This is a genomic window from Mesorhizobium sp. B3-2-1 (genome assembly GCF_006439515.1).
Taxonomy (GTDB): domain Bacteria; phylum Pseudomonadota; class Alphaproteobacteria; order Rhizobiales; family Rhizobiaceae; genus Mesorhizobium.
Genome location: NZ_VFTI01000047.1, coordinates 13,209 through 37,666 on the forward strand (window position 1 = coordinate 13,209; position 24,458 = coordinate 37,666).

The window sequence follows — 24,458 nt, forward strand, 5'->3', positions numbered from 1 at the left end:
TACGGAACGCAGCGAGCACGAGGCGGCCCGCGCAATTCCGCAGGCCGCCTGACCGATGCCAGCCGATTTGAAGGGAGCAGCCCTTACTGCAAGGTCCGTGCGGCGGAAGGTATGGAATGATCCCGCGCGATGCCGGCATCGGCGTCGCCTTCGGCGAGCGAACGATCGAGGCCGGTCGCCACCACCGATACCCTGAAGCGGCCTTCCATGCTCTTGTCGAAGATGGCGCCGACGATGATGTCGGCATCCTCGTAGACTTCCTCGCGGATGCGCGTGGCAGCCTCGTCGACCTCGAACAGGGTCATGTCCCTGCCGCCCGAGATCGACACCAGGACGCCCTTGGCGCCCTTCATGGACATTTCGTCGAGCAGCGGGTTGGCGATCGCGGCTTCCGCCGCCTTCATCGCCCGGCCGTCGCCCGAGGCCTCGCCGGTTCCCATCATGGCGCGGCCCATGCCGCGCATCACCGATTTGACGTCGGCGAAGTCGAGATTGATCAGGCCTTCCTTGACGATGAGGTCGGTGATGCAGCTGACGCCGGAATAAAGCACCCGGTCGGCGATGACGAAGGCATCGGCGAAGGTGGTTTTGGCATCGGCGATCCGGAACAGGTTCTGATTGGGGATCACGATGACCGTGTCGGCGGCCTCGCGCAGCCGCTCGATGCCCTCTTCGGCCATCTGCATGCGGCGCCTGCCCTCGAAGGTGAACGGCTTGGTGACGACGCCGACCGTCAGGATGCCGGCCTTTCGCGCCGCCTGGGCGATGATCGGAGCCGCACCGGTGCCGGTGCCGCCGCCCATGCCGGCGGTGACGAAACACATATGCGTGCCGGCCAGATGATCCATGATCTCGTCGAGCGATTCCTCTGCAGCGGCACGGCCGATCTCGGGCAGCGAGCCGGCGCCAAGGCCTTCCGTGACGTGCGCGCCAAGCTGGATCAGCCGCGTCGCCTTCGACATGGTCAGCGCCTGGGCATCGGTGTTAGCGGCAATGAACTCGGTTCCCTGAAGCTGTTCCACGATCATGTTGTTGATCGCGTTGCCGCCGCCGCCGCCGACACCGATCACGGTAATCTTGGGTCTCATCTCGGAGATTTCCGGCTTCTTGAACTCGGCCATGCCTGCTTCTCCTTCACCAACTGCGTGCGCTTCACGACCCACAAGCAGACCGCCTGCAAGACATTGCAATCGAGCGGCATGACGCGAATCAGTCCGTTCGGATGGGTACCCCAAAAAGCCAGAGAGCGAGCGGACGTGCAAGTGCGGGAAAGGTCAAGATTTGTGATGAAGAGGTCGAGCTACGAGAACGATTGTCCGGTTTTGGACGATCGCGATAGTGTCGCCGTAGATCAGGCACCACGCGGATGCCTGTCGATGGCTGGGTAGAACCCGCCTTGGCCGGTTGTCTCAATGACCAGGGCGGGATCTCTGCGGACTTCGTCAGCAATCAAAGCTATAGGTTGTATCCCCTCCAGAACCCAAGGGTGTGAAAGAGTTGTCCAGCTTGCCACTCATGAGATTGCGACCGCCGGGATCGCGGCGCGGACTTTTGCGGCGATGAAACGCCCCGTCGATCACGGCGCCATGGCCGTGTCGGGCTATACCGTTCCCTGGCATACAGCGGCCGGAACACCGGTCGCCCTTCATGTCTCGTCAGCGCGGCAGGTACGCGACGTGCACGTCGTGCGGCTCGACACGCCCGCGGCCGAGCCGATGGGCTGGCGCGTCGAGTCGACAGGAAATGCCGTGTCGCATCGGGACTTCGATCATGGATCCTTCCTGAAGATCGCGGCGACCGAACTGGCCAAGGCCACCGAGATCGAAGGCGTCGCCTTCGAAGTGTACTTGACCCGCAATGATGGCGCCCGCGTGCTGTTCGAGAGCGGAAACCTGCGCCTCGGCCTGCAGGACGGGCGGCTGATGTCAGGCGACCGCGGCAAGCCGCTCGATAGCGGCGTGGCCTTGCCGGCAAACATCTGGCTCAAGGTCGAGATTTCGTCGAACGACGGCGCGACCGTGCTGCGGATCGATTCGGACGATCTCCTGTCGCCGTTTCACCTGGATCATCGATTCGACCTGCCATGGCGCCCGCTGCCCGGTGACATGGTCTTCGGCACCAGCACGGCAAACGATGTCAGGTCGCTCAATGCGAAATTCTCTGCGATCTCCCTGCAAACCGAGGCTGGTCGTATCGCGTGGACGTTTCCGACCCTGCTGCCGAGCGGCCCGCTCGCCTCGACAGGCACCGATCGCGTCCTCTTCCTGGAAACGATCAACCAGCCCGCCTTCTGCATGACCTCGCGCCGCTGGGACGGGTCGAGTTTCGACCCCCGCCTGGTGCCGTCGCACTACGACGCCGTGCATTGCCACGACGACGACATGGGCGCGTTGCAGTGGCCCGCGTCCTGCCAGCTGCAAATCCCCGCCGAAGCGCCGGCCGGCGTCTATGCCTTCGAGGTCGGCCAGGACGAAGGGGCGGAGCGTATCGTCTTCTTCATCACTTCGTCGGTACGCCGCACGCCACTGTTGTTCCTGGTGCCTACGGCCACCTACCTTGCCTACGCGGATGAATTCCTGCCGGCGCATCTCTACGAATGGATGTGCGAGGATCGCGGCCATCGCTTCGCGATCGACAACAACCTGAAGTCTCTCTACGACTACCACAGCGACCTCAGCGGCGTGTCGATCTGTTCCACCAGGAAGCCGAAGGCGACGCTGCGCGACGACTACAATTACCCGCTGTGCGGCTGTCCGCACAACCTACCGGTCGACCTGCACTTTCTGCGCTTCTGCCACAGCAACGGCATTGCCTTCGATCTCATCACAGACCGCGACCTGCATGAACGGGGCGTAGCCGGCCTGCGGGACTATCACGCGGTCATCACCGGCAGCCATCCCGAATACATGTCGGTCGAGATGGAACATGCCTTGCGCCAGTTCGCGGCGGCGGGCGGCAGCATCGCCTATCTCGGCGGCAATGGTTTTGCCGGCAAGGTGGCGTTCCAAGACGATCTGATGGAACTGCGCCGCTCGCCGCTCGAGGCGGGCCGGACCTGGGACGGTCCCATCGCCGAACAGTCGCTGTCGATCACCAACCAGCCGGGATGCTACCTGCGCGCCAGCGGGCGCGGCGAGTTCTCGCTGACCGGCGTCGCCATCTCGCTGATGGGTTTCGAAGGCGCACGGCCTTTTACACGCACGCCGGAAAGCCGTCAGCCTTCGGCCGCGTGGTTGTTCGACGGCGTCGCCAGCGAGACCTTCGGCGACGAGGGCATCGTGCTTGGTGGGGCTGCCGGCTACGAGGTCGATGCCACCGACCCGCATCTGGGCACATCCCCCGACACCATCGTCATTGCGCGCGCGACCGGTTTCCCGGACAGCTTCGTCCATGACGCGACCCGTTGGTACGAGGGAGGTGACAGCGAGCGCGACGGGCGCCGCTGCGCGGAGATGACGCTGCGCCATCTGCCTTCGGGCGGTTTGATCTTCTGCGCGAGTTCGGTCGCCTGGTGCGGCGCCTTGCCGGCGGGCGACGCCATGAACGACGTCGGCCGGATCACCAAGAATTTGCTGACGCGTCTGGCGGCGGCAACGAGCCGGCAGGCCCCGGATCGATAGCCCCGGAAAGGTGGGCACCCGTGGCACCGCGCCGGTTCCAGCAGTTGGCTTGCCGCGCAACGATCGAAGCGTCTATCATGCCTGATCAATCGGCGGCTTGGGTGTTCCCGCCATACCCGGCTCAAGGTTTGTCCGCGGCCGATGTCGTCAGGTCATTTTCAGAACAGATAAAGTAGCGCCCTCGCCAATGGCCGACAGAACACATTTCGGCTTGACCGCCGTCGACACCGTGCCCTTGCACGAGAAGGTCTATCTGGAGCTCGTGCGAGCCCTGATGTCGGGCCAATTCCTGCCCGGCCAGAAGCTGACCTCGCGCAAACTCGCCAAGGAACTCGGCACCAGCGACATGCCGGTGCGCAGTGCCTTCATGCGGCTGCAGGCATTGCGGGCGTTGAGCCCGATGCCGAACGGCAGCGTCGAGGTGCCGGTGATCTCGGCCGAGCGGTTTTCGCAACTGACCGCCGTGCGCACGCTCCTCGAAGGCCCGGCGACCGAGCTTGCAACGAAACTCATCAACGGCAACAATCTGCGGGCGATCCGACGCCATTGCACCGAATTGACCCTGGCGGCCCGCAAGGGCGATATCGGCGACTATCTCAGGAAGAACCACGACTTCAAATTCTCGATCTATCGCCATTGCGGCAACGAGCAGATGATCTTCCTGATCGAAACGGTGTGGATGCAGGTCGGCCCGTTTCTCCGAAACCTCGCCACGGGGTTCGAGGACGACCTCTCCTCCATTCTGGACATCGACTATCACGAGGAAGTCGTCGCGGCGATCGAGGCACAAGACGGCGCGCGGGCGCGGGCGGCCATCGTTCGCGACATCGACGAGGGCGCGACCCACATCCTGCGGCAGGGCAAGTTCCCGGAAGCGAGGAGCTAGACCGGTGTCTCCTGGACACGTCACCAGATGCCCCTTGGCTTTCCCTTGCCTTGTCGCTATGTTGCGATCGCAAATCGCGCAATTGGTTCCTGAAATGCCTCCCGACATCCCAGCTAATGATTTGAAAAAATGAAGGAAACTCTTCCGACTGACGTCGGAGATACCTTCATGAACTCATCAGCTGTCTTGTCGTTAAATAGGGTGGCCGCCTCAAGCGCGGCACCGCAGGGAACCAGAGGTAACGGAAATTGAGCGATGCAATTGCGGACGTTTTGAATTGGCTCGAGAGCCGAAGCGACATCCAGAGCCTGAGGGCCGCGGTGTGCGACCTCAACGGCATCATGCGGGGAAAGCGCATCCCGGTCGAGCAGGCCCGCAAGGCGCTGGAAGGCAAGCTGCGCATGCCCTATTCGCTGATCGGGCTCGATGTCTGGGGCGAGGACATCGAAGGCAACAGCCTGGTCTTCTCGACCGGCGATGCCGATGGCCTTTGCCAATGGACGGGGCGTGGCATTCTGCCGGTGGAATGGACGGCGCAACCGACGGCACTCGTCCCGCTCTGGCTCGCCGACGAGAGCGGCGCGCCCTATCTCGGTGACCCCCGGCGGGCACTGGCCCGCATCCTCGATCGCTACAAGGCGCTCGGCCTCACTCCGGTCGCGGCGACCGAACTCGAATTCTACCTGGTCGATCCGCAATCGCAGCGGCCGGTCGGACCGGTCTCACCGGTCACCGGGCGGCGTCTCGATTCCGACGCGGCGCTGTCGATCGACGAGATCGACGATTTCGAAGCCTTCATCCACGACATCTACGAAGCCTGCCGAGCGCAAGGCATTCCCGTCGATACGGCGATTGCCGAAAACGGCGTCGGCCAGTTCGAGATCAACCTGAACCATGTCGCCGACGCTTTGCGAGCGGCCGACGATGCGGTGTTGTTCAAGCGCACGGTGAAGGGCATTGCCCGCAAGCACGGCTTTGCCGCCTGCTTCATGGCCAAGCCCTATGGCGACCGCGCCGGCAACGGGTTTCACGTCCATTTCAGCCTGGTCGACGGCGAAGGGCGCAACGTGTTCGACGACGGCACCGACCAGGGCTCCGACACCATGCGCCACGCGGTCGGCGGGCTGCTGGCGGCAATGGCCGAGAGCACGCTGGTGTTCGCGCCGCATTTCAATTCCTACCGCAGGCTGCGCCCGCGATCCTACGCACCGACCGCGGTCGCCTGGGGTTACGAGAACCGCATGGTCGCGATCCGCATTCCCGGCGGCCCGACCGGGGCGCGCCGCATCGAGCATCGCGTCTCGGGCGCCGACGCCAATCCCTATCTCGTGCTTGCCGCCATACTGGGCGCCGCACTGATCGGCATCGAGAAGCGGATGTCGCCGGGCGACCCGGCGGGGAATGACGGGCAAGGCGTTGCCCCCGCCAAGCTGCCGCCGGACTGGGCGTCGGCGATCGCGACGTTCGAAAGCGGGACGCATGTGGCGGAGATCTTCCCGGCGATCCTGCGCGACTCCTTCGTCGCCTGCAAACGCCAGGAATTGAATACGTTCGCCCTCAACGTCAGCGATTTCGAGATCGAGACCTATCTCGAAAGCGTCTGAGGCCTTTACGACGACCGCTCGGCCTTCAGCACCGTGACAGCCGCCTCGCTGTTGTGGACGTAATCGTTGGCGTCCGGCTGCTTCTGTACCAGCAGGATGAACAGAAGGTCGGTCAGCGTCAGCTGCGCGTCGCGCGCGGTGATGGAGGAAGAGCGTGCGCGTTCCTCGTCGGCGATGGTGTAGAGGCGGATGTCGGCGACGCGGCTCAGCGGATTGTCGTGCAGGCCGGTGACGGCGATCACCGACGTGCCGCGCTTGGCTGCAAGCTCGGCGATGCGCAAGGTTTCGATGCTGGCGCCGGAATAGGAGAGCGCGAACAGCACATCGCCAGGCCCGAGCGTCGAGGCGTTGGCCATCTGGATGTGGCTGTCGCTGTCATGCAGCACATTGCGGCCGAGCTTCATCAGCTTGTAGGAGAAATCGCGCGCCACCAGCGAGGAGGCGCCGACGCCGACCAGATGGATGCGCCGCGCGCCATCCAGCAGCTCCAGCGTCCTGGAGATGACGCGCTCGCTGTTGGCGGCGACGGTCCGCTGCATCGACAGCAGCTTGCTGCCGATCAGCTTCTTCAGGATGACCGGAAAGCCATCGCCGACCTCGATCGAGCCGTGGATGACGCCGGCCGGCACCTGCCAATCCTGCGCCTTGGCCTCGCTGACGGCGAGCTTGAGTTCCTGATAGCTGGCATAGCCGAGTTTCTGGCTGAACTTGACGACGCTCGACTGGCTGCGGCCGATCTCGGCCGCGAGTGCGGCCGTCGACAGCCGCAGCATCTGGTCGGGATTGTCGACGATATAACGGCCGATCTCGCGATCGCTGGGCGCCATGCCGTCGAGCTTGGCATTGATCCTGCTTAAGACGGACACGGAATCCCTCGCTGTTCAGACTTGCCAGACGAGGAATAAATTATTCCAATTTCGATTGACAGCCAAGAACGCAGAACTAATTCTCAAACCTGACCCGGGTCACCGCTCGGGATTTGGAGCAGCTTTCCCAGGCAGGTTGCCGGTGTGAGCCTTATCGTCAAGGTATCAGCCATGGACAGATTGCGGATCGTCGGCGGACAGAGACTGCAAGGCGCGGTCACCATATCGGGCGCCAAGAATGCCGCCTTGCCGCAGATCGCGGCCGCACTGCTCAGCCCCTACCCGCTCGAACTGACCAACCTGCCCGATGTGACCGACGTCGAAAATATGCTCGGCGTGGCAAGGCTTCACGGTGCCGAAGTGACAAGGTCCGCCCATGCCGCGACCATCGACACAAGTGCCGCCGTTTCCAAGGAAACGTCCTACGACACGGTGCGGAAGATGCGGGCGACAGTGCTGGTCCTGGCGCCGTTGCTGGCGCGGTTCGGCCACGCCCGGGTTTCGCTGCCGGGCGGTTGCGCGATCGGCGCGCGGCCGGTCGACATGCATGTCGCCGCACTCGCCGCACTCGGCGCCAGGATCGCCATCAAGAACGGCCTGATCGTCGCTTCGGTGCCGAACGGATTGACCGGCACCCGCATCGTGCTCCCCTCGCCATCGGTCGGGGCGACGGAAACCGCCATGATGGCGGCGACCACGGCCAAGGGCGAGACCGAAATCCTCAACGCGGCGCGCGAACCGGAAGTGGCCGATCTCGCCGCTTGCCTCAACGCCATGGGCGCGCGGATCGAAGGCGCCGGCACGCACCGCATCCTGATCGCGGGCGACACCAACTGGCACGTCGCCAGGCACGACATCATCCCGGACCGGATCGAGGCCGGCACCTATGCCATCGCGGCCGCGATCACCGGGGGCCAGCTCGAACTGACGCACGCCCGGCTCGAGCACATGGCCTCGGTGGTGCAATTGCTGGAGGCGACCGGCGTCAGCGTCTGGCCCGGTGATCGCGGTCTGATCGTGTCACGCGACCGGCCGCTCAAGGCAGCCGACCTCACCACGGAACCTTATCCAGGGTTCCCGACCGACCTGCAGGCGCAGTTCATGGCGCTGATGTGCTGCGCGCAGGGCGCCTCGCTGCTGCGCGAAACCATCTTCGAGAACCGCTTCATGCATGTGCCCGAACTGATGCGGCTCGGCGCCAACATCAAGCTGCAAGGCACCATGGCCCTGGTGCGCGGCGGCGAAAAGCTGCATGGCGCGCAAGTGATGGCCACAGACCTGCGCGCTTCGGTATCGCTGGTGCTGGCGGCGCTGGTCTGTGAAGGCGAGACCATCATCAACCGCGTCTATCACCTCGACCGCGGCTACGAGCAACTGGACCGCAAGCTGCGCCTGTGCGGCGCCGACATCGAGCGGCTGGGCGCATGAATACCGACGCGAGTTATTTTCTCGGCGTCGATGGCGGCGGCACCGGTTGCCGCGCCCGCCTCGAGGACGCCCAAGGCACGGTGCTGGGACAAGGCCTGTCCGGCCCCGCGACGACGCGGCTCGGCATCGAGGCGGCCTGGGCCTCCATTGCGAAAGCCTTCGGCGCGGCGATCGATGAAGCGGGTTTCGCGCCGGCCGAGACCGCCCGGATCCATGCCGGCATCGGCCTTGCCGGCATCGGCCGCAAAGGCGCGCTGGAGGCGCTGCTGGCAATCGCGCATCCCTTTGCCAGCATCGACTTCGTCAGCGACGGCGTCGGCGCCTGCCTTGGCGCGCATTCCCGCCGGGACGGCGCCATCGTCATCGCCGGGACAGGCTCGATCGGCCTTGGCTTTGTCGGGGGCCGCGACCTGCGCGCCGGCGGCTATGGATTTCCGATCTCCGACGAGGGCAGTGGCGCAGACCTCGGACTGAAAGCCGTGCAGCTGGCGCTGCGCGCCCATGACGGCCGCCACGAACGGACGGCGCTGCTGGCGGAGGTCATGCAACGCTTCGCGGGCGACCCTATGGAGGCCGTCGCCTGGATGGACCGCGCCAGCGCCACGGACTATGCCGCGCTTGCACCCATGGTGATGCGCCATGCCGACCAGGGCGACCCCGTCGGACGCCGCATCGTGCAAAGCGCGGCAGAGCAGATCGACACGCTGGTTCGGGTGCTGTTCGAAAAAGGCGCGCCGCGCGTGACCTTGCTGGGCGGTCTCGCCAGCCCGCTCGAGCCCTGGCTTTCCCCCGATGTCCGGCGTCGCCTGAAGCCAGCCGACGGCGATGCCGTGGCCGGAGCGATCATTCTTGCGAAGAGGTCGGTCTGCAAGGGATAGCTGGTAAGAGTAGGAATAAAATATTCCAAATCTCTGTTGACGATGCGAATATCAAATTCTAAAAAGTTAACAAAGAAAAACTGCGGTGACGGAGCCAAGGTCCGTCTGCACTGGTTGCCCGTCGAGCCATGCCGGGCGCGCCGTGCAGTATGATTTTTGAGAGCACTGGGATGACCGAGCAAGGGTTGATGTCCGAACTGGACCGGCTGGTTTCCGAGGGCCGGAACCCGAGGACCGTCGACATCGACCTGCTGCCGACCATCGACGTGCTGCGCCGGATCAACGACGAGGACAAGCTTGTCCCTGTGGCCGTCGAAAAGGTGCTGCCGGAAATCGCCGCCGCGGTGGACCAGATCGTGCTCGCCTTCCAGAAAGGCGCGCGGCTCGTCTATATCGGCGCCGGCACCAGCGGCCGGCTTGGCGTGCTCGACGCTTCGGAATGTCCGCCGACCTTCGGCGTGCCCGAAGGCATGGTGGTCGGCCTGATCGCCGGTGGGTCCGACGCGCTGGTGCGCTCGCTGGAAGGCGCCGAGGATGACCCGAAGATGGGCGCCAGGGCCTTGCAGGACATCACGCTCACAGCTGACGACGTGGTGGTGGGTATCGCGGTCAGCGGGCGCACGCCCTATGTGATTGGCGGGCTGACCTATGCCAGGCAGATCGGCGCGACGACCGTCGCGCTGTCCTGCAATCCGGCATCGACCATTGCAGGCATCGCCGACATCGCCATCTCACCCGTCGTCGGCCCCGAAGTGCTCACCGGCTCGACGCGGCTGAAATCGGGAACCGCGCAGAAGCTGGTGCTCAACATGCTGACCACGGCTTCGATGATCCGCATCGGCAAGAGCTACCAGAATCTGATGGTCGACCTGAACCCGTCGAACCGGAAGCTGGTCGCCCGCGCGGTCAGGATCGTCATGCAGACGACCGGCTGCACCGCGCCGCAGGCGCGACAGGCGCTCGAGCGGACCGGCAATGACGTCAAGCTGGCGATCCTGGTGACCATCACCGGCCTCGATGTCGAGGCGGCGCGGACGGCACTGGTCAAAGCCGGAGGGTTCCTGCGAAAGGCGATCAGCGACGAAGCGGCCTGAAGCAGATGGGACAAGACGGGTGAAGCCGCATAGACTGGGCCGATACTCCAAAGCACGTGTACCTTGGAAGCGGTCGACAGAAACTGCAAGGCATCAAGTCAAGTCATAATGGGAGACGAAAATGGTAAGGCACCTCACAAGAACACTGCTGTCGGGCATCACCCTTGCCGCTATGCTCGGCATCGCCTCGGTTTCGGCGCAGGCGGCGACATTGCACATGGCCTGGTCGCAAGACGCCACCGGGCTTGATCCGCACAAGCAGACGGCATTTTCCTCGCTGCGGCTTTTGGAGCTCATCTACGAGCCCCTGGTGCGGCTCGACGCCAGCCTGCAGATCATCCCTGCCGTCGCCACCTCCTGGGAGTTTTCGAAAGACGGCAAGGAGCTGACCTTCAAGCTCGATCCCAAGGCGAAATTCCAGGACGGCACGGCGGTCACCTCCGCCGACGTCAAGGCGTCGTTCGAGCGCATCCTCGACGAGAAGACGGGTGCCGCCGCCCGCGCCAATTTTCTGTCGATCGCCAGCATCGACACGCCGGATGCAGGCACCGTCGTATTCCATCTGTCGCAGCCCGACGCGCCGATCCTGACGGCGATGAGCGACGTCAACGCGGCCATCGTTCCGGCGGCTGAAATCAAGGCAGGCTCGATCGGCACCAAAGCGGTCGGTTCCGGCCCGTTCAAGCTCGACAAGTGGGACCCCAACGCCAAGGAGGTCTTGAGCGCCAACAAGGACTGGGCCGGCGGCGCGACCGGCGTCGATGGCATCGAGATCAGCGTGCTGCCGGACGAGGCGGCGATCCTCGCGGCCATGCGCACCAAGCAGATCGATTTCGCGTTGCTCAACGATCCGCTGGTCGCCACGCTCGTGCCGAAGGAAGCCACCCTGCAGCTCAACCGCGTGCCCGTGCTTGCCTACAACGTGCTGCAGCTCAACCCGTCGCGCAAGCCGATGACCGAGCTCAAGGTGCGCCAGGCGATCTCCTGCGCCATCGACCGGCAGGAGGTGCTGGACACTGCTGCGCTGAGCGAAGGCAAGGTCACCGGGCCACTGACCATCCCGGCGTTCGCCACCGATCCGAGCCAGTTGTTCTGCTACAAGCGCGATGTTGAAAAGGCCAAGAAGCTGATGGCCGAGGCCGGCTTTGCCGACGGCTTTTCGGCGACCGTGATCGGCGCCACCGGCGAGCCGCCGACGGCAGCGGCGGAAGCCCAGGTCATCCAGTCGCAGCTCGCCGAGATCGGCGTCAAGCTCGACATCAAGATGATGGAGCTCAACGTCTATGTCGACGCCTGGCTAAAAGGCGATTTCGACATGGCGATCGCGCTCAACGGCGGGCGTGCCGACCCCTATACGATGTACAACCGCTACTGGACTAAGGCCGGCAATCTGCAGAAGGTGGCGAACTACATCGACGACACCCTCGACAGCCTGATGCAGCAGGGCCGCGCCGAGACCGACCCGGCCAAACGCAAGGCGATCTTCGCCGCGTTCGAGAAGCACCTCGCCGAGATGTCGCCGTGGATCTGGCTTTACACCTCCTACAGCTATACGGCCCAGCAGAAGAACGTCACCGGCTTCGTGCCGACGCCGACCGGCACGCTGTTCAGCCTGAGCAAGGTGACGATCCAATAGCGCCGGATTCGGCAACGGGACGAGAGGTCTTCCTGGCGTGAACTATCTCTTGCGACGGCTGGCGACGTTTCCTCTCGTCCTGCTTGGCGTGTCCATCCTGGTCTTCGTGGCGATCCGGATGGTGCCCGGCGATTCGATCACGGCGATGCTGGGCACCGAGGCCGGCCTGCTGACGCCGGCTCAACGGGATTCGCTCGCCGCCTATTTCGGTATCGACCAGCCCTGGTTCGTCCAGTACTGGCGCTGGATCGGCGGCATCCTGCACGGCAATTTCGGCATCTCCGTCACCTATGGCCGGCCGGTTCTCGACGTCATCCTCGAGCGCTTTCCGCTGACGCTGGAGCTGGCTGTGCTTTCCATGATCATCGCGCTTCTCGTCGGCATGCCGGCCGGCATCTTCGCCGCCACGCGCAGCGAAAAACCGTCCGACCTCGGCGTGCGCATCGTGGCCATGATCGGCCAGTCGACGCCTAGCTTCGTGCTTGGCCTGTTGATCATCTACACGCTGTCGGCCGGCTTCGGCGTGCTGCCGGCGATGGGCGAATTCGCGCCGCTCTGGCAGGATCCCCTGCGCAATCTCAGCCAGCTGATCCTGCCAGCCATCACGCTCGGCTTTGCCTTCGCGGCGTCGGTCACCCGCATAGCGCGCTCGGCGATGCTCGACGTGTTGAGCGACGATTATGTGCGCACGGCCCGCAGCAAGGGCGCTTCGGCGCGCAGCGTCATCTGGGGGCATGCTTTGCCCAACGCGCTGATCCCGGTGGTGACGCTGAGCGGCATAGAGTTCGGCTATCTCCTGGGCGGCGCCGTCATCGTCGAGCAGATCTACGCCCTGCCCGGCCTCGGACGCATGGTGCTCGATGCCATCCTGCAGCGCGACTATGCGCTGGTGCAGGGAAGCGTGCTGTTCATCGCCTTCAACTTCATGATCGTCAATCTCCTTGTCGACCTCGCCTATGTCGCGCTCGATCCTCGCATCCGGCTGGGGGAACAGTGATGCGCATCCTGCGTGCCATCTTCGGCCATGGCAGCGGCCGTATCGGCGGCATCATCGTATGCGTCTATCTGCTGCTCGCCATCCTTGGCCTGCTCGGGCTGACGCCGCACAATCCGATCACGCAATACCGTATCGACCGGCTGCATGCGCCCAGCGCCGCCTACTGGATGGGCACCGACCTGTTCGGCCGCGATGTCGCCAGCCGCCTGATGGCGGGCATCGGCCAGTCCTTTACGGTCGCCTTCTTCTCGGTGGCCTTCGCGGCGCTTGCCGGAACGGTCCTGGGGCTTGCCGCCGCCTGGCTCGGGCGCCGCTGGGACGGCGTCGTGATGCGCATCATGGACGTGCTGCTGGCTTTCCCGGCAATCCTTCTGGCGCTGCTCATCGTCACCGTCGCCGGGCCGGGCACATGGACCAGCGTGGTGGCCATCGGCATCGTCTACACGCCGATCTTTACCCGCGTCGTGCGCGGCCCAGCCCTGTCGCTCAAGGCACGCGAATTCGTCGACGCCGCGCGCACCTTCGGCAGCAGTGCGAGCTATATCGTCACGCGCCACCTGCTGCTCAACCTCGTGGCGCCGCTGACTGTGCAGGTGACGCTGGCGCTGGCCTGGGCGCTGCTGACGGAAGCCGGCTTGAGTTTTCTCGGGCTGGGCACTCAACCGCCTGCCGCCTCGCTCGGCCTGATGCTGAGCGATAGCCGCAATTTGATGGAGACGGCGCCCTGGCTGATGATCTTCCCAGGTCTGGCGATCATGATCAGCATCCTCGGCTTCAACCTGCTGGGTGACGCCTTGCGCGACATCCTCGACCCGAGGATGCGGAGAGCGTTCGCATGACCCCGCTGCTGTCGGTGTCGGATCTGCGCGTCGGCTTCGGCCGCAATCCCAAGGCCAATGAAGTGGTGCGCGGCGTCGGTTTCGATATCGCCGATGGCGAGACGCTGGCCATTGTCGGCGAAAGCGGCTCGGGCAAATCGGTGACGGCGCTGTCGATCAACCGGCTCGTCGACTTCGGCGGCGGCCGCATCACCGGCGGCTCGATGAAGCTCAAGCGGGCCGATGGGACCGTCTTCGAGTTGGCGGCCGCGACCGAGGCGCAACTCACCGGCATTCGCGGCGCCGAAATTGGCATGATTTTTCAGGAGCCGATGACATCGCTCAACCCGGTGCTGACCATCGGCACCCAGATCGAGGAATCGTTCCGCCTGCATCGCGGGCTGACAGGCCGGCAAGCCACGGCGGCAGCCAGGGACGCGCTCGACCGCGTGCGCATTCCCGATGCCGCGCGACGGCTGAAATATACACCCAACCAGTTGTCCGGCGGCATGCTGCAGCGGGTGATGATCGCCATTGCGCTCGCCTGCAATCCGCGCCTGCTGATCGCCGACGAGCCGACGACGGCGCTCGATGTGACGGTGCAGGCGCAGATCATGGCGCTGCTGGCCGAACTCAAGCGCGAAAGCGGCATGTCGATGATCTTCATCACGCACGATATCGGCCTGGTCGCCGGCATCGCCGACAAGGTGATGGTGATGCAGAACGGCCAGGCCGTCGAACAGGGCGAGCTGAACCAGATCCTTGACACCCCCCGGCATCCCTACACGCAGCATCTGCTGCAGGACGTGCCGCATTTCGCCAGCGGCCGGGCGACACGCGCCGACGGGCAGCGCGACAAGGGTGCGAACACGCAACCGGCGTTGACGGTCGATGGTCTCGTGGTGCGGTTTCCGCTCAAGAGCAATTTCTTCAGCCGCGCCACCGGCGCGGTCCATGCCGTCGACGGTGTCGATTTCGACCTGATGCAAGGCGAGACGCTGGCCATCGTCGGCGAGAGCGGTTCGGGAAAATCCACCACCGCCAAGGCGGTTCTCGGGCTGGTGCGGTCGATGCGCGGCAGCTTCTCGGTTGGCAGCCGAATGGCGTCGGCGGAACGCGGCGCCAAGCCCGTGCAGATGGTGTTCCAGAACCCCTACGCTTCGCTCAACCCGAGGCTCACCATCGAGAGCATTCTGGCCGAACCGGTGATTGCGACCGGCGGGCGGGTGGATGCCCAAACGCGTGCCAGAATGGCGAGCCTGCTCGAACGCGTCGGCCTGCCCAGGAACAGCCTCGAGCGCTATCCGCACGAATTCTCCGGCGGCCAGCGGCAAAGACTGTGCATCGCCCGCGCGCTGATGCTCAACCCGTCCGTCGTGGTTCTCGATGAAGCGGTGTCGGCGCTCGATGTCTCGGTGCAGGCCAAAGTGCTGGAGCTGCTGGTCGACCTGCAGCGCGAGTTTGGGCTGGCCTATCTGTTCATCTCGCACGACATGGCCGTGGTCGAGCGGATTGCCCACCGCATCGCCGTCATCTATGCCGGCCAGATCGTCGAGATCGGCGACGCGCAATCCGTGCTGTCGAAACCGAGGCATTCCTACACGAAGAAGCTGATCGCCGCCGTTCCGACCATCGACCGGCGGCACGAGCATTTCGAGATCGACACGCGCCAGGTACCGTCGCTGGTCAGGCCGCAAGGGTTTGAACCGGCGCCGGCGAAATGGGAGCGGTTTGGCGGGGATCATATGGCGAGGGTGGAGGCGTGATGGCCCTGGGATATGCAAGGTCGGCGGGACAGCGCCCCCCTCTGTCCTGCCGGACATCTCCCCCACAAGGGGGGAGATTGGATGTCATCGGGGCTTTCGCCAATCTCCAACGTTGTAGAAAGAGCGGGACGCCAAAACTGCCAATCTCCCCCCTCGTGGGGGAGATGTCCGGTAGGACAGAGGGGGGCGCCGTAGAGCGCTACCGGCATTGAGTAGCCTCTCCCGGTTCTTCGATCGAGCGTACGCGCCGCTGGAAGCAGCGGTAACCGCCAAGCGCATCCCCGGCGGCGTGCTCGGAATTGTAGACAAAAGTGGCGACCGCATCGTCCGCGCGATCGGCTCTGCGCAGCTCGTGCCGGAGCCACGGCCGATGCAGGAAAACACCTGGTTCGACCTGGCGTCCCTGACCAAGGTGATCTTCACCACGCCACGCATCCTGGCGCTGGCGCAGGACGGCGTCATCGATCTCGACGCGCCGCTGATCTCGGTGCTTCCCGACCTTCGCCAGTATGACGCGAACGCTTGGGAGCGGAAGGTGACCTTCCGCCAGTGCCTCGGCCACCAGACGCCCTTCCCCGCAGTCGAGCCGATCTACACCTATGGACGCGATCCCGAACTGCTGCGCGCCTTCATCCTGCAGCGGGAATGGCGGGCGCGCGACCCCGTCTATTCCGACATCAACTTCATCCTGCTCGGCTTTGCGCTGGAGCGGCTGTCGGGCAAGAGCATCCGCGCCATGGAGCCCGGCCCGGGTTTTGCCTGGTCCACGGAACCCGATGCCGCCGCCGCGACCGAGGACTGCACCTGGCGTCATCGCGTGCTCTCCGGCGAGGTCCACGACGACAATTGCTCGGCGCTGCAAGGCGCTGGGCACGCCGGCCTGTTCGGCACGGCCGCTTCGGTGCTCGATTTTGCCCAGGGGCTGCTGGACGGAACCGGCGCATCCGGACAATCGATCGCGCTGATGCGCGAGCCCTTGTCGGCCACCCGAACCCATGGCTGGGAGCGACCTCACGAAGGCTGGTCCGGCGGTGCGTTATGCAGTCAGGGAACGATCGGCCATACCGGTTTTACCGGCACCGGACTGTGGATAGACTTCGACAAGGGCAAGGCGTGGACCTTGCTCACCAACCGCATCCATCCGACACGCCATTTCGACAGCGGCATCGTCTCGCTGCGGCAGGCGGTCGGCGATCTCGTCAACAGGGGGTAGGGATAGACCATGGAACCAATCTGGGCCGTCGGCCTGATGACCGGCACCGTGCTTGACGGCAACATCGATGTGGCGCTGATCAAGACAGATGGCGAGCGGATCGAGGATTTCGGCACCTACCGGCTGATGCCCTATCCCCCCTCGATCCGCTCCTTGCTGGAGGAGACGCTGACGGCGGCCAGGGCCTGGAATTTTATCGGACCCGAACCGGCGATCTTTCGCAAGGCGGAAGAGGCTCTGACGCGTGCTCAGTCGGCAGCGGTGAAGGAACTCGTCGAAGGCTACGGCATGACGATGGCCGATATCGGCGTCGTCGGCTTTCACGGCCAGACCGTGCTGCACCGCGCGCCGCAGATCGGGCGGCTCGGCCAGACCCGCCAGCTTGGCGATGGTGAGCTGATGCACGAGATATTGGGCACCAAGGTCGCCTATGATTTCCGTTCGGCCGACATGCGCGCCGGAGGACAAGGCGCGCCATTGGCCGCCGCCTATCACACCGCGCTGATGCGCAGCGCCGGCGCCAGTGGCGAGGTGGCCGTGCTCAATCTCGGCGGCGTCGCCAACATCACCTGGTGGGACGGCGCCGACAATGTCATCGCCTTCGATACCGGCCCCGCCAACGCGCCGCTCAACGACTTCATCAAGTCGAAAGGGCTCGGCGAAATGGACCGCGACGGCGCGCTTGGCCGCGCGGGAACGGTCGACGAAGCCCGGCTCGCCAAGCTGTTGCAGCATCCCTATCTGACCAAGGCCTACCCGAAATCGCTCGACCGTTTCGACTTCGGCGCGGCCATGGCCGATGGCCTGAGCGCCGAGGATGGAGCGGCCCTGCTTACCGCCTTCACCGCGTCGGCTGTCGGCAAGGCGCTCGACCTTCTGCCAAGCCGGCCGAAGAAGCTGGTGGTCAGCGGCGGCGGCCGCCACAACCCGACGATGATGGCCATGCTGGCCAGCCGCGCCGGTGTCGAGGTGGTGCTGGCCGAAAGCCTCGGCTGGAGCGGCGACGCGGTGGAGGCGGAGTGCTTTGCCTTCCTCGCGGTGCGCGTGCTGCGGGGCCTGCCGATAAGTTTCCCGAGCACGACCGGCGCACCGCAGCCGATGCGCGGCGGAAAGCTGGCTGGTTGATCAACCGGTCGGCAGCGTCTTCCGCAAGAAGATGCGGCTGCGGCCGACAGGGAAATCGGCCAGCGTCCCGAAAGGCTGATAGCCCTGCCTCTGATAGACCTTGGCGGCGCTGGGATTGAAAGTGTCGATCCAGGCATTTTGGCAGCCGCGCGCCACGGCTTCGCGTTCGGCCGCGTCCAGCATCTGGCCGGCCATGTGCTGGCCGCGCAGCCTTTCGTCGACCCACAGCCACTGCACGTAGAGCCAGCCCCAGGCAGTGTAGCCCGAAATGCCGGCGACCACCGCGCCGTCCTCGCCGCGCACGAATACGGCCAACGCCTTCCTTTCGGACGCGCCGACATCGGCGTCGTTGAACGCCGTCAGCCGTTCACTGAGAAAGGCGAGTTCTTCCGGCTGGGGATTTGCCGTCGTTTCGAGTGTCGTGTTCATGGCTCTTTCCGGATTGCGCAGTTGGAAGCGTCAAGAGGGGCGGAAGTCGGAAGCGGCAATGCCGTAGCGCTTGAGCTTGTCGTAGAACGTCTTGCGCGGCACGCCGAGCGCGTCGATGGCGCCGCGCACATCGCCGCCATGATGGCGCAGTGCGTCGCGGATGAGCTGCGCCTCGTATTGCCCGACCCTTTCGGGCAGCGCGGCGGCAGACTCCGGCAGCCGATCGACTGCCCTGGCTTCGTCCTCAGGCCCAAGGCCGAGCGCAACGCGATCGGCGAAATGCGCGAGTTCGCGCACATTGCCCGGCCAGTCGTGCGACTGGAGATGATGGCTCACGGCTGCGTTCACCCTGGCGACAGGGCGGCCGAACCGTTCCGCCGCCTTGCCGAGGAAATGGCCGAACAGCATCGCGATATCGCCGCGCCGCTCGCGTAGCGGGGGAATGCGCAGCGTCACCACGTTGAGGCGGAAATAGAGATCCTCGCGGAAATCGCCACGCTGGTCGGGCCGGCCGAGGTCGATCTTGGTCGCCGCGACGACCCGGAGATCGAGGCGCCGTGTCTCGTTCGAGCCGAGCGGAGTGAGGCTGCGCGTCTCCAGCACCCGCAAGAGCTTGACCTGCAGGGCCGGTGGCATGGATTCGATCTCGTCGAGAAACAGCGTGCCTCCGCTGGAGTGCTCTATCCGGCCAATCCGCCGCCGCTGCGCCCCGGTAAACGCGCCGGCCTCGTGGCCGAACAGCTCGCTTTCGATGACGGTTTCGGGCAGAGCGCCGCAGTTCAATGCGACGAAGGGCTTTGTGCGACGCCGGCCCCACCGATGCAGGAGGTCGGCCACGACTTCCTTGCCGGTTCCGGTCTCGCCTTCCACCAACACGTCGACATCCATGTCGGCGATCTGGCGCAAGGTCTCGCGCAATCGCCTCATGGCGGGTGCTTCGCCGATCAACGGCATGCCGTCGGCGGCAAGTGCCGCGGCTTCGCGCAGCCGCCGGTTTTCCATGACCAGCCGCCGCTTCTCCGATGCCCGTTTCAGCGCCTCGACCAGACGCTCCCCCGCATAGGGTTTCGGGATGAAATCATAGACGCCGTCCTTGAGCGCGGCGACCGCAAGATCGACATCGCCATGCCCGGTGACCAGGATCACCGGCAAGTCGGCGTCGACAGCCTTGATGCGGTCGAAGAGCTGCAGACCGTTCATGCCAGGCATGCGGATATCGCTGACGACCACACCCTCGAAATCCTTGTCGACGACGCCAAGCGCCGCTTCGGCGGCGTCGAGCGCGATTACCGTGAAGCCGGCAAGTTCGAGCAGTTGCGTGGTGGCATGAAGCAGGTCGGCATCGTCGTCGACGAGCGCCACCAGCTCTGATCCCTGGGTCATTCGATCCGCCTCAAGTCGATGGTGAAGGATGCGCCGCCGGCGGTGTCGGGGTCGAGCCGCAGCGTGCCGCCCAATTCCTGGGCGATCTCCTGCGAGATCACCAGGCCGAGGCCAAGCCCCTTCTCCTTGGTGGTCTGGAACGGCATGAACAGATTGCCGGCGGCTTCCGGCCCGAGGCCGGGCCCATTGTCGCGCACCGAAATCAGCACGTGACCGTCACGTTCGGCGAGGTCGATCTCGATGCGGGGATCAGGCCGGTCCTTCATGGCGTCCAGCGCGTTCTGCAACAGGTTGACCAGGATCTGCTCCAGCCGGATGCGGCTTGCCATCACCAATGGCGATGCGGTGCCGCGCGGCTTGACGATGGTGACGCCGGAATCACGGATGCGGCCGGACAGAAGCGACAGCGCGCCCTCGATCGCCTCGCGCACCGGCAAGGGCGAGGCAGCAGTGCCGGGCCGGCGGGCAAAGCTGCGCAGCGTGCCGGTGATGGCGCCGATGCGTTCGGTCATCGAGACGATCGAGGTCAGATTGCCGCTCGCCGGTTCGGTCTTGCCGGCGTCAAGGAAGCGGCCGGCGTTCTCGGCATAGGTGCGGATCGCGGCGACCGGCTGATTGATCTCATGCGCCACGCCGGCGGCGATCTGGCCGAGGATGGAGAGCCGGTTGGCCTGGGCGAGATCGTCGCGCAGCCGGCGGACCTTGGCCTCGGCATTTTCGCGCTCGGCGATTTCGCCGGCGAGAGCGCTGTTGGATCGGGTCAGTTCAGCCGTCCTTGTGCTGACCCGGCTCTCGAGTTCGGCATTCATGCGCGCCAGCGCTTCCTGCCGCAGCCGGCGTGCGCGACGGCGCCGGGTGAACACGTAGGCAAGCAGCCCCATCAGCAGCAGCCCGAGCAGCGTCGTCAGGCGCGCGGTGTTGGCGGCGGCAGCCAGGGCGGCATCGGCGGGCGTCAGCAGCCACAGGCGCCAGCCGGGAACGGCATCGGGCAAGTCCTGCACCACCTCGACGAACCGGCGCGATTTTCCGGCTTCGTCGATTGTCGCCAGACCGTCACCGGCGCCACGCCGTATCGGCAGCGGCTCGAAGGCGGCGTCGACCAGTTGAAGCTGGTCATGCGCCGAAGCGGCGTCCGCGGCGGAGAGCGGCGCCAGCGCATGGAAGCGCCAGTCGGGCTGGCTGGTGGCCAGAACGACGCCGCGCCCGTCGGTGACGAAAACGAGAAAGCCGCTGGCGCGCCAATTGGCTTCGACACCGCCGAGTTCGACCTTCAGAACCGCGACGCCAAGCGGTTTGCCCCCGTCGTCGACACGGCTGGCGAGGTAGAGCCCCGGCTTGCCGCTGATCGTGCCGAGGCCATACTGGCTGGCGGCGCCCTTGGCCATCGCATCGGTGAAATAGTGGCGAAAATTATAGTCGATGCCGACAAAGCTGTCCGGCTGGCCGGCATTGCTGGCCGATATCGCCATGCCCGCCGTATCGATGACATAGACGGCGGACGCCGACGCATCGCCGGCTATGGCCTTCAGCTTGGCGTCGAGAGCTGTTTCCTCGACCTTCCCGGCGCGGCGCAGCGCATCGCGCACCGCATCGTCGCGCGCCAGCACCAGCGGCACGAGACGCTGCTTTTCGATTTCGCCGGTCAGCGTTCCCGCCGCCAGCGGCAAGGCGGCCAGTGCCCCGGCGCGCAGGTTGCCGGCGGCCTGCCCCTCGGCGATGCGCCCGGCAATGGCGACCGCGCCGACCAGCACCGCGAGCGCGATTGCTAGAAGCAGCCAACGGCCGCCGCGCAGGCGCGCTACCGCTTCGCGCAACAGGTCGCGACCGGCAAATCCTGGGGCTTCGCTATCGATGCGCTGTCGCGGCGTCGGCCCTCTCCTTCCCTGCAAGGCTTGGCCCCAGTCTAATGCGAAATTCCGCCAGGGCAAACAAGACCTGTGCGGAAATCCGCACAAATCTCCGTCGAAAGCAGGGCAGGAACGGCTGAGACCCGGGAATTCCGGTCTTTCCGCCATCTGGCACAGCGCTTGCAAAAGTCCTTGCAGCGGCGGGCGACCGGAACGCCGCGATGGGAGAAGTCACGCAGGGCGGGTTCCGTCCATCCGGCCAGGGAGAGTTCCATGCATATCGCAGACCAATCCGCCGCGCCCGCCGCGCAGCGCAAGCCCCTCTATGCCCAGCTCTACGTCCAGGTGCTGGTGGCAATCACCGTCGGCATCCTGCTCGGCCATTACTATCCGTCGATCGGCGAGAGCATGAAGCCGCTGGGCGACGCCTTCATCAAGCTGGTGAAGATGATCATCGCCCCGGTCATCTTCCTGACGGTGGCAACCGGCATCGCCGGCATGAGCGACCTGCAGAAGGTCGGCCGCGTCGCCGGCAAGGCGATGCTCTACTTCCTCACCTTCTCCACGTTGGCGCTCATCATCGGCCTTGTCATGGCCAATGTCGTGCAGCCGGGCGCCGGCTTCAACATCGACCCGGCGACGCTCGACGCCTCGACCGTCAACACTTACGCCGCCAAGGCACATGACCAGTCGGTCACCGGCTTCCTGATGAACATCATCCCCGGCACGATCGTCGGCGCCTTCGCCGACGGCGACATCCTGCAGGTGCTGTTCTTCTCGGTGCTGTTCGGCATCGCGCTGGCGCTGGTCGGCGACAAGGGCACGCCGGTGCTCAACTTCCTGCAGGCGCTGATGGCGCCGATGTTCAAGCTGGTCGGCGTGCTGATGAAGGCCGCCCCTATCGGCGCGTTCGGCGCCATGGCCTTCACCATCGGCAAATACGGCATCGGCTCGGTCATCAACCTCGCCATGCTGGTCGGAACCTTCTACGCGACGTCGTTCCTGTTCGTGTTCGTCGTGCTCGGCGCCGTCTGCCGCTACAACGGCTTCTCGATCCTGTCCCTGATCCGCTACATCAAGGAAGAGCTCCTCCTGGTGCTGGGCACCTCGTCGTCGGAAGCGGCCCTGCCCTCGCTGATGGAAAAGATGGAAAAGGCCGGCGCCAAGCGCTCGGTGGTCGGGCTGGTCATCCCGACCGGATATTCCTTCAATCTCGACGGCACCAACATCTACATGACGCTGGCCGCCCTGTTCATCGCCCAGGCGACGAACATCCATCTGTCGATCGGCGATCAGATCCTGCTGCTGCTGGTCGCCATGCTGTCCTCGAAGGGTGCCGCCGGCATTACCGGCGCCGGCTTCATCACCCTGGCCGCGACGCTTTCGGTCGTGCCCTCGGTGCCGGTCGCCGGCATGGCGCTGATCCTCGGCGTCGACCGCTTCATGTCGGAATGCCGGGCGCTGACCAATTTCGTCGGCAATGCGGTGGCGACCCTGGTCGTGGCCCGCTGGGAAGGCGAACTCGACGAGGCCAAGCTGGCCAGCGCATTGGCTGGCACGGCCGACGACAGCCTGCCGGCGGACGTCGTTCCCGCCGAGTAGTCCGCCGTTCCGTGAAATGACGATGGCCGCAAGCACGCAGCTTGCGGCCATCGGCTTATGTCCGTGACGTCAGGCGGCTTTGCCCAGTGGCGTCAGGGCCTTGCCATCGGGCCGCGAAGAGATGGCAGCGCGACGGATCGACTTGCAGCGAGACAGGGCCGCGCAGCTTGAGCTCAGCCATTGAAGTCCCTTCTCGTGTCCGGATATGTGCTTGGGCCGACGGGCATGGGAGCCGCCAACGTGCCCAGATCATCGAACAGCACCAGGCTGGCCGCGCCGACCAGCCCGGCGTGGCGGCCGAGCTGGGCCTGGACGACCGGCACGTCGCGATAGGCGCGCATGGCGCGCTGGCGGATGGTCGCCTCGATGACGGGCGCCATCAGGTCGAGGCCATTGGCGATGCCGCCGCCGACGACCAGCACGTCGGGCGAATAGAGATGCAGGAGATTGGTGAAGCCGACGCCGAGCCAGCGTGCCTCCTCCTCGAGCAGGGCCAGAGCGAGATCGTCCTGCAGGCGTGCGGCCTCGACGACGTGGCGGCCCGTCACCTCGGCGTTTGCCGAGAGGCGCCGCAGCGTCGAGCCGTCCAGGGGCGACGTCGCGGCATTGGCGCGGCGGCCGAGCGCGGTGCCCGAGGCAATAGCCTCGAAGCAGCCGACGACGCCGCAGACGCAGCGCTCGCCTTCATTGGTGATGGTCATGTGGCCGATCTCGGCTGCAAGGCCGCGGCGGCCATGCAGGATGCGTCCGTCGGCGACGACGCCGCCGCCGATCCCGGTCGAGACGGTGACGAAGACCAGCGAGCGCGCGCCGTGTCCGGCGCCGAAGCGCCATTCGCCGAGCGCAGCCGCGTTGGCGTCGTTCTCCAGCCGCACCGGCAGGCCGAGCCGCCGCTCGAGGATGTCGGCCAAAGGCACATCCTGCCAGCCGGCCAGCGTCGGCGGTCCGACGGCGATGCCGGCCAGCGGATCGAGCGGACCCGGCGCGCCGACGCCGACGCCGAGGATCGACACCCCCGGCGCCTCGGCATGGACGGTTGCCGCCAGCGCCTCGATCTGGCCGATGACCACTTCGGGACCGGCCTGCGCCTGCGTCGGCACAGCGGCGAAAGCCAGGATCTTGCCGTCACGGTCGACCAAAGCGGCACGAAGCTCGGTGCCGCCAAGATCGATCGCGAGGGCGGCTTCGATGCTCATCAGGCAACCTCACGATTGCGTTGAATCAGTTTAGGAGCTGATTGGGCGTTGGTCCCGCGCCACCGTGACG

19 protein-coding genes are annotated in these 24,458 nt (G+C 65.4%); 13 read left to right on the forward strand and 6 right to left on the reverse strand.

Features of this window, described 5'->3' with window-relative positions; translation table 11 throughout:
- Positions 1–83: 83 nt before the first annotated feature.
- Positions 84–1,121 carry a cell division protein FtsZ gene (ftsZ, locus tag FJW08_RS30555; RefSeq protein ID WP_140813538.1) on the reverse strand — a complete coding sequence of 346 codons (1,038 nt, stop codon included), beginning with the start codon at positions 1,119–1,121 and terminating at the stop codon, positions 84–86.
- Between the two features lie 438 nt (positions 1,122–1,559).
- On the opposite strand from ftsZ, the gene FJW08_RS30560 reads away from it, so the two are divergent.
- The 3 genes from FJW08_RS30560 to FJW08_RS30570 all read left to right on the forward strand — a co-directional run bounded on the left by FJW08_RS30560 (position 1,560) and on the right by FJW08_RS30570 (position 6,110).
- On the forward strand, positions 1,560–3,620 hold the full coding sequence (locus tag FJW08_RS30560; RefSeq protein WP_140813539.1) for a N,N-dimethylformamidase beta subunit family domain-containing protein: 2,061 nt from the start codon (positions 1,560–1,562) through the stop codon (positions 3,618–3,620).
- Positions 3,621–3,807: 187 nt separating this feature from the next.
- On the forward strand, positions 3,808–4,506 hold the full coding sequence (locus FJW08_RS30565) for a GntR family transcriptional regulator (RefSeq protein ID WP_140813540.1): 699 nt from the start codon (positions 3,808–3,810) through the stop codon (positions 4,504–4,506).
- A 248-nt stretch (positions 4,507–4,754) separates the two neighbouring features.
- The gene (locus tag FJW08_RS30570) at positions 4,755–6,110 is read left to right on the forward strand and encodes a glutamine synthetase family protein (RefSeq protein WP_140813541.1); all 1,356 of its coding nucleotides are present in this window, start codon (positions 4,755–4,757) and stop codon (positions 6,108–6,110) included.
- 5 nt (positions 6,111–6,115) lie between these two features.
- Here the strand turns inward: FJW08_RS30570 and FJW08_RS30575 are convergent, their stop codons facing one another.
- On the reverse strand, positions 6,116–6,976 hold the full coding sequence (locus tag FJW08_RS30575; protein WP_140813542.1) for a MurR/RpiR family transcriptional regulator: 861 nt from the start codon (positions 6,974–6,976) through the stop codon (positions 6,116–6,118).
- Between the two features lie 171 nt (positions 6,977–7,147).
- On the opposite strand from FJW08_RS30575, the gene murA reads away from it, so the two are divergent.
- The 9 genes from murA to FJW08_RS30625 all read left to right on the forward strand — a co-directional run bounded on the left by murA (position 7,148) and on the right by FJW08_RS30625 (position 17,931).
- Positions 7,148–8,404 (forward strand): UDP-N-acetylglucosamine 1-carboxyvinyltransferase, encoded by a 1,257-nt coding sequence (gene murA / locus FJW08_RS30580; protein WP_140813543.1) that lies wholly within the window; start codon positions 7,148–7,150, stop codon positions 8,402–8,404.
- Positions 8,401–9,282, forward strand: coding sequence for an N-acetylglucosamine kinase (locus FJW08_RS30585; RefSeq protein ID WP_140813544.1), 882 nt, complete (start codon positions 8,401–8,403; stop codon positions 9,280–9,282). Before murA ends, FJW08_RS30585 begins: the two co-directional genes overlap by 4 nt.
- A 170-nt stretch (positions 9,283–9,452) precedes the next feature.
- Complete coding sequence (murQ, locus tag FJW08_RS30590; RefSeq protein WP_140813545.1) at positions 9,453–10,376, forward strand: N-acetylmuramic acid 6-phosphate etherase; 924 nt, start codon at positions 9,453–9,455, stop codon at positions 10,374–10,376.
- Between the two features lie 121 nt (positions 10,377–10,497).
- A complete protein-coding gene (locus tag FJW08_RS30595) occupies positions 10,498–12,012 on the forward strand; it encodes an ABC transporter substrate-binding protein (RefSeq protein WP_140813546.1) in 1,515 nt (504 codons plus the stop codon).
- A gap of 37 nt (positions 12,013–12,049) precedes the next feature.
- Positions 12,050–13,009: an ABC transporter permease gene (locus FJW08_RS30600; RefSeq protein ID WP_140813547.1), complete on the forward strand. Its 960-nt coding sequence runs from the start codon at positions 12,050–12,052 to the stop codon at positions 13,007–13,009.
- Positions 13,009–13,848 (forward strand): ABC transporter permease, encoded by an 840-nt coding sequence (locus tag FJW08_RS30605; RefSeq protein WP_140813548.1) that lies wholly within the window; start codon positions 13,009–13,011, stop codon positions 13,846–13,848. Before FJW08_RS30600 ends, FJW08_RS30605 begins: the two co-directional genes overlap by 1 nt.
- Positions 13,845–15,593 carry an ABC transporter ATP-binding protein gene (locus FJW08_RS30610; protein ID WP_140813549.1) on the forward strand — a complete coding sequence of 583 codons (1,749 nt, stop codon included), beginning with the start codon at positions 13,845–13,847 and terminating at the stop codon, positions 15,591–15,593. Before FJW08_RS30605 ends, FJW08_RS30610 begins: the two co-directional genes overlap by 4 nt.
- Positions 15,594–15,801: 208 nt before the next feature.
- Positions 15,802–16,806 carry a serine hydrolase gene (locus tag FJW08_RS30620; protein WP_140813551.1) on the forward strand — a complete coding sequence of 335 codons (1,005 nt, stop codon included), beginning with the start codon at positions 15,802–15,804 and terminating at the stop codon, positions 16,804–16,806.
- Positions 16,807–16,815: 9 nt separating this feature from the next.
- Positions 16,816–17,931, forward strand: coding sequence for an anhydro-N-acetylmuramic acid kinase (locus FJW08_RS30625; RefSeq protein WP_140813552.1), 1,116 nt, complete (start codon positions 16,816–16,818; stop codon positions 17,929–17,931).
- On the opposite strand, the gene FJW08_RS30630 is transcribed toward FJW08_RS30625, so the two are convergent.
- The 3 genes from FJW08_RS30630 to FJW08_RS30640 are packed head-to-tail and all read right to left on the reverse strand — an operon-like array spanning position 17,932 to position 21,560.
- Positions 17,932–18,360: a GNAT family N-acetyltransferase gene (locus tag FJW08_RS30630; protein WP_140813553.1), complete on the reverse strand. Its 429-nt coding sequence runs from the start codon at positions 18,358–18,360 to the stop codon at positions 17,932–17,934.
- Positions 18,361–18,390: 30 nt separating this feature from the next.
- Entirely contained in the window at positions 18,391–19,743 is a 1,353-nt protein-coding gene (locus FJW08_RS30635; protein WP_140813554.1) for a sigma-54 dependent transcriptional regulator, read from the reverse strand.
- Positions 19,740–21,560, reverse strand: coding sequence for a sensor histidine kinase (locus FJW08_RS30640; RefSeq protein ID WP_140813557.1), 1,821 nt, complete (start codon positions 21,558–21,560; stop codon positions 19,740–19,742). The genes FJW08_RS30635 and FJW08_RS30640 overlap by 4 nt, the downstream gene beginning before the upstream one ends.
- Before the next feature lie 303 nt (positions 21,561–21,863).
- Between FJW08_RS30640 and FJW08_RS30645 the strand changes: the two genes are divergently transcribed.
- Complete coding sequence (locus FJW08_RS30645) at positions 21,864–23,192, forward strand: dicarboxylate/amino acid:cation symporter (RefSeq protein ID WP_140813555.1); 1,329 nt, start codon at positions 21,864–21,866, stop codon at positions 23,190–23,192.
- 173 nt (positions 23,193–23,365) lie between these two features.
- Here FJW08_RS30645 and FJW08_RS30650 read toward each other — a convergent pair whose 3' ends face one another.
- On the reverse strand, positions 23,366–24,388 hold the full coding sequence (locus FJW08_RS30650) for an ROK family protein (RefSeq protein WP_140813556.1): 1,023 nt from the start codon (positions 24,386–24,388) through the stop codon (positions 23,366–23,368).
- Positions 24,389–24,458 lie beyond the last annotated feature (70 nt).

Excerpts from the sequence above, each read along its gene's own strand:
- ftsZ (WP_140813538.1), bottom strand. The coding sequence starts at position 1,121 with ATGGCCGAGTTCAAGAAGCCGGAAATCTCCGAGATGAGACCCAAGATT.
- FJW08_RS30560 (WP_140813539.1), top strand. The coding sequence starts at position 1,560 with ATGAAACGCCCCGTCGATCACGGCGCCATGGCCGTGTCGGGCTATACC.
- FJW08_RS30565 (WP_140813540.1), top strand. The coding sequence starts at position 3,808 with ATGGCCGACAGAACACATTTCGGCTTGACCGCCGTCGACACCGTGCCC.
- murA (WP_140813543.1), top strand. The coding sequence starts at position 7,148 with ATGGACAGATTGCGGATCGTCGGCGGACAGAGACTGCAAGGCGCGGTC.
- FJW08_RS30585 (WP_140813544.1), top strand. The coding sequence starts at position 8,401 with ATGAATACCGACGCGAGTTATTTTCTCGGCGTCGATGGCGGCGGCACC.
- murQ (WP_140813545.1), top strand. The coding sequence starts at position 9,453 with ATGACCGAGCAAGGGTTGATGTCCGAACTGGACCGGCTGGTTTCCGAG.
- FJW08_RS30595 (WP_140813546.1), top strand. The coding sequence starts at position 10,498 with ATGGTAAGGCACCTCACAAGAACACTGCTGTCGGGCATCACCCTTGCC.
- FJW08_RS30605 (WP_140813548.1), top strand. The coding sequence starts at position 13,009 with ATGCGCATCCTGCGTGCCATCTTCGGCCATGGCAGCGGCCGTATCGGC.
- FJW08_RS30610 (WP_140813549.1), top strand. The coding sequence starts at position 13,845 with ATGACCCCGCTGCTGTCGGTGTCGGATCTGCGCGTCGGCTTCGGCCGC.
- FJW08_RS30625 (WP_140813552.1), top strand. The coding sequence starts at position 16,816 with ATGGAACCAATCTGGGCCGTCGGCCTGATGACCGGCACCGTGCTTGAC.
- FJW08_RS30630 (WP_140813553.1), bottom strand. The coding sequence starts at position 18,360 with ATGAACACGACACTCGAAACGACGGCAAATCCCCAGCCGGAAGAACTC.
- FJW08_RS30635 (WP_140813554.1), bottom strand. The coding sequence starts at position 19,743 with ATGACCCAGGGATCAGAGCTGGTGGCGCTCGTCGACGACGATGCCGAC.
- FJW08_RS30645 (WP_140813555.1), top strand. The coding sequence starts at position 21,864 with ATGCATATCGCAGACCAATCCGCCGCGCCCGCCGCGCAGCGCAAGCCC.
- FJW08_RS30650 (WP_140813556.1), bottom strand. The coding sequence starts at position 24,388 with ATGAGCATCGAAGCCGCCCTCGCGATCGATCTTGGCGGCACCGAGCTT.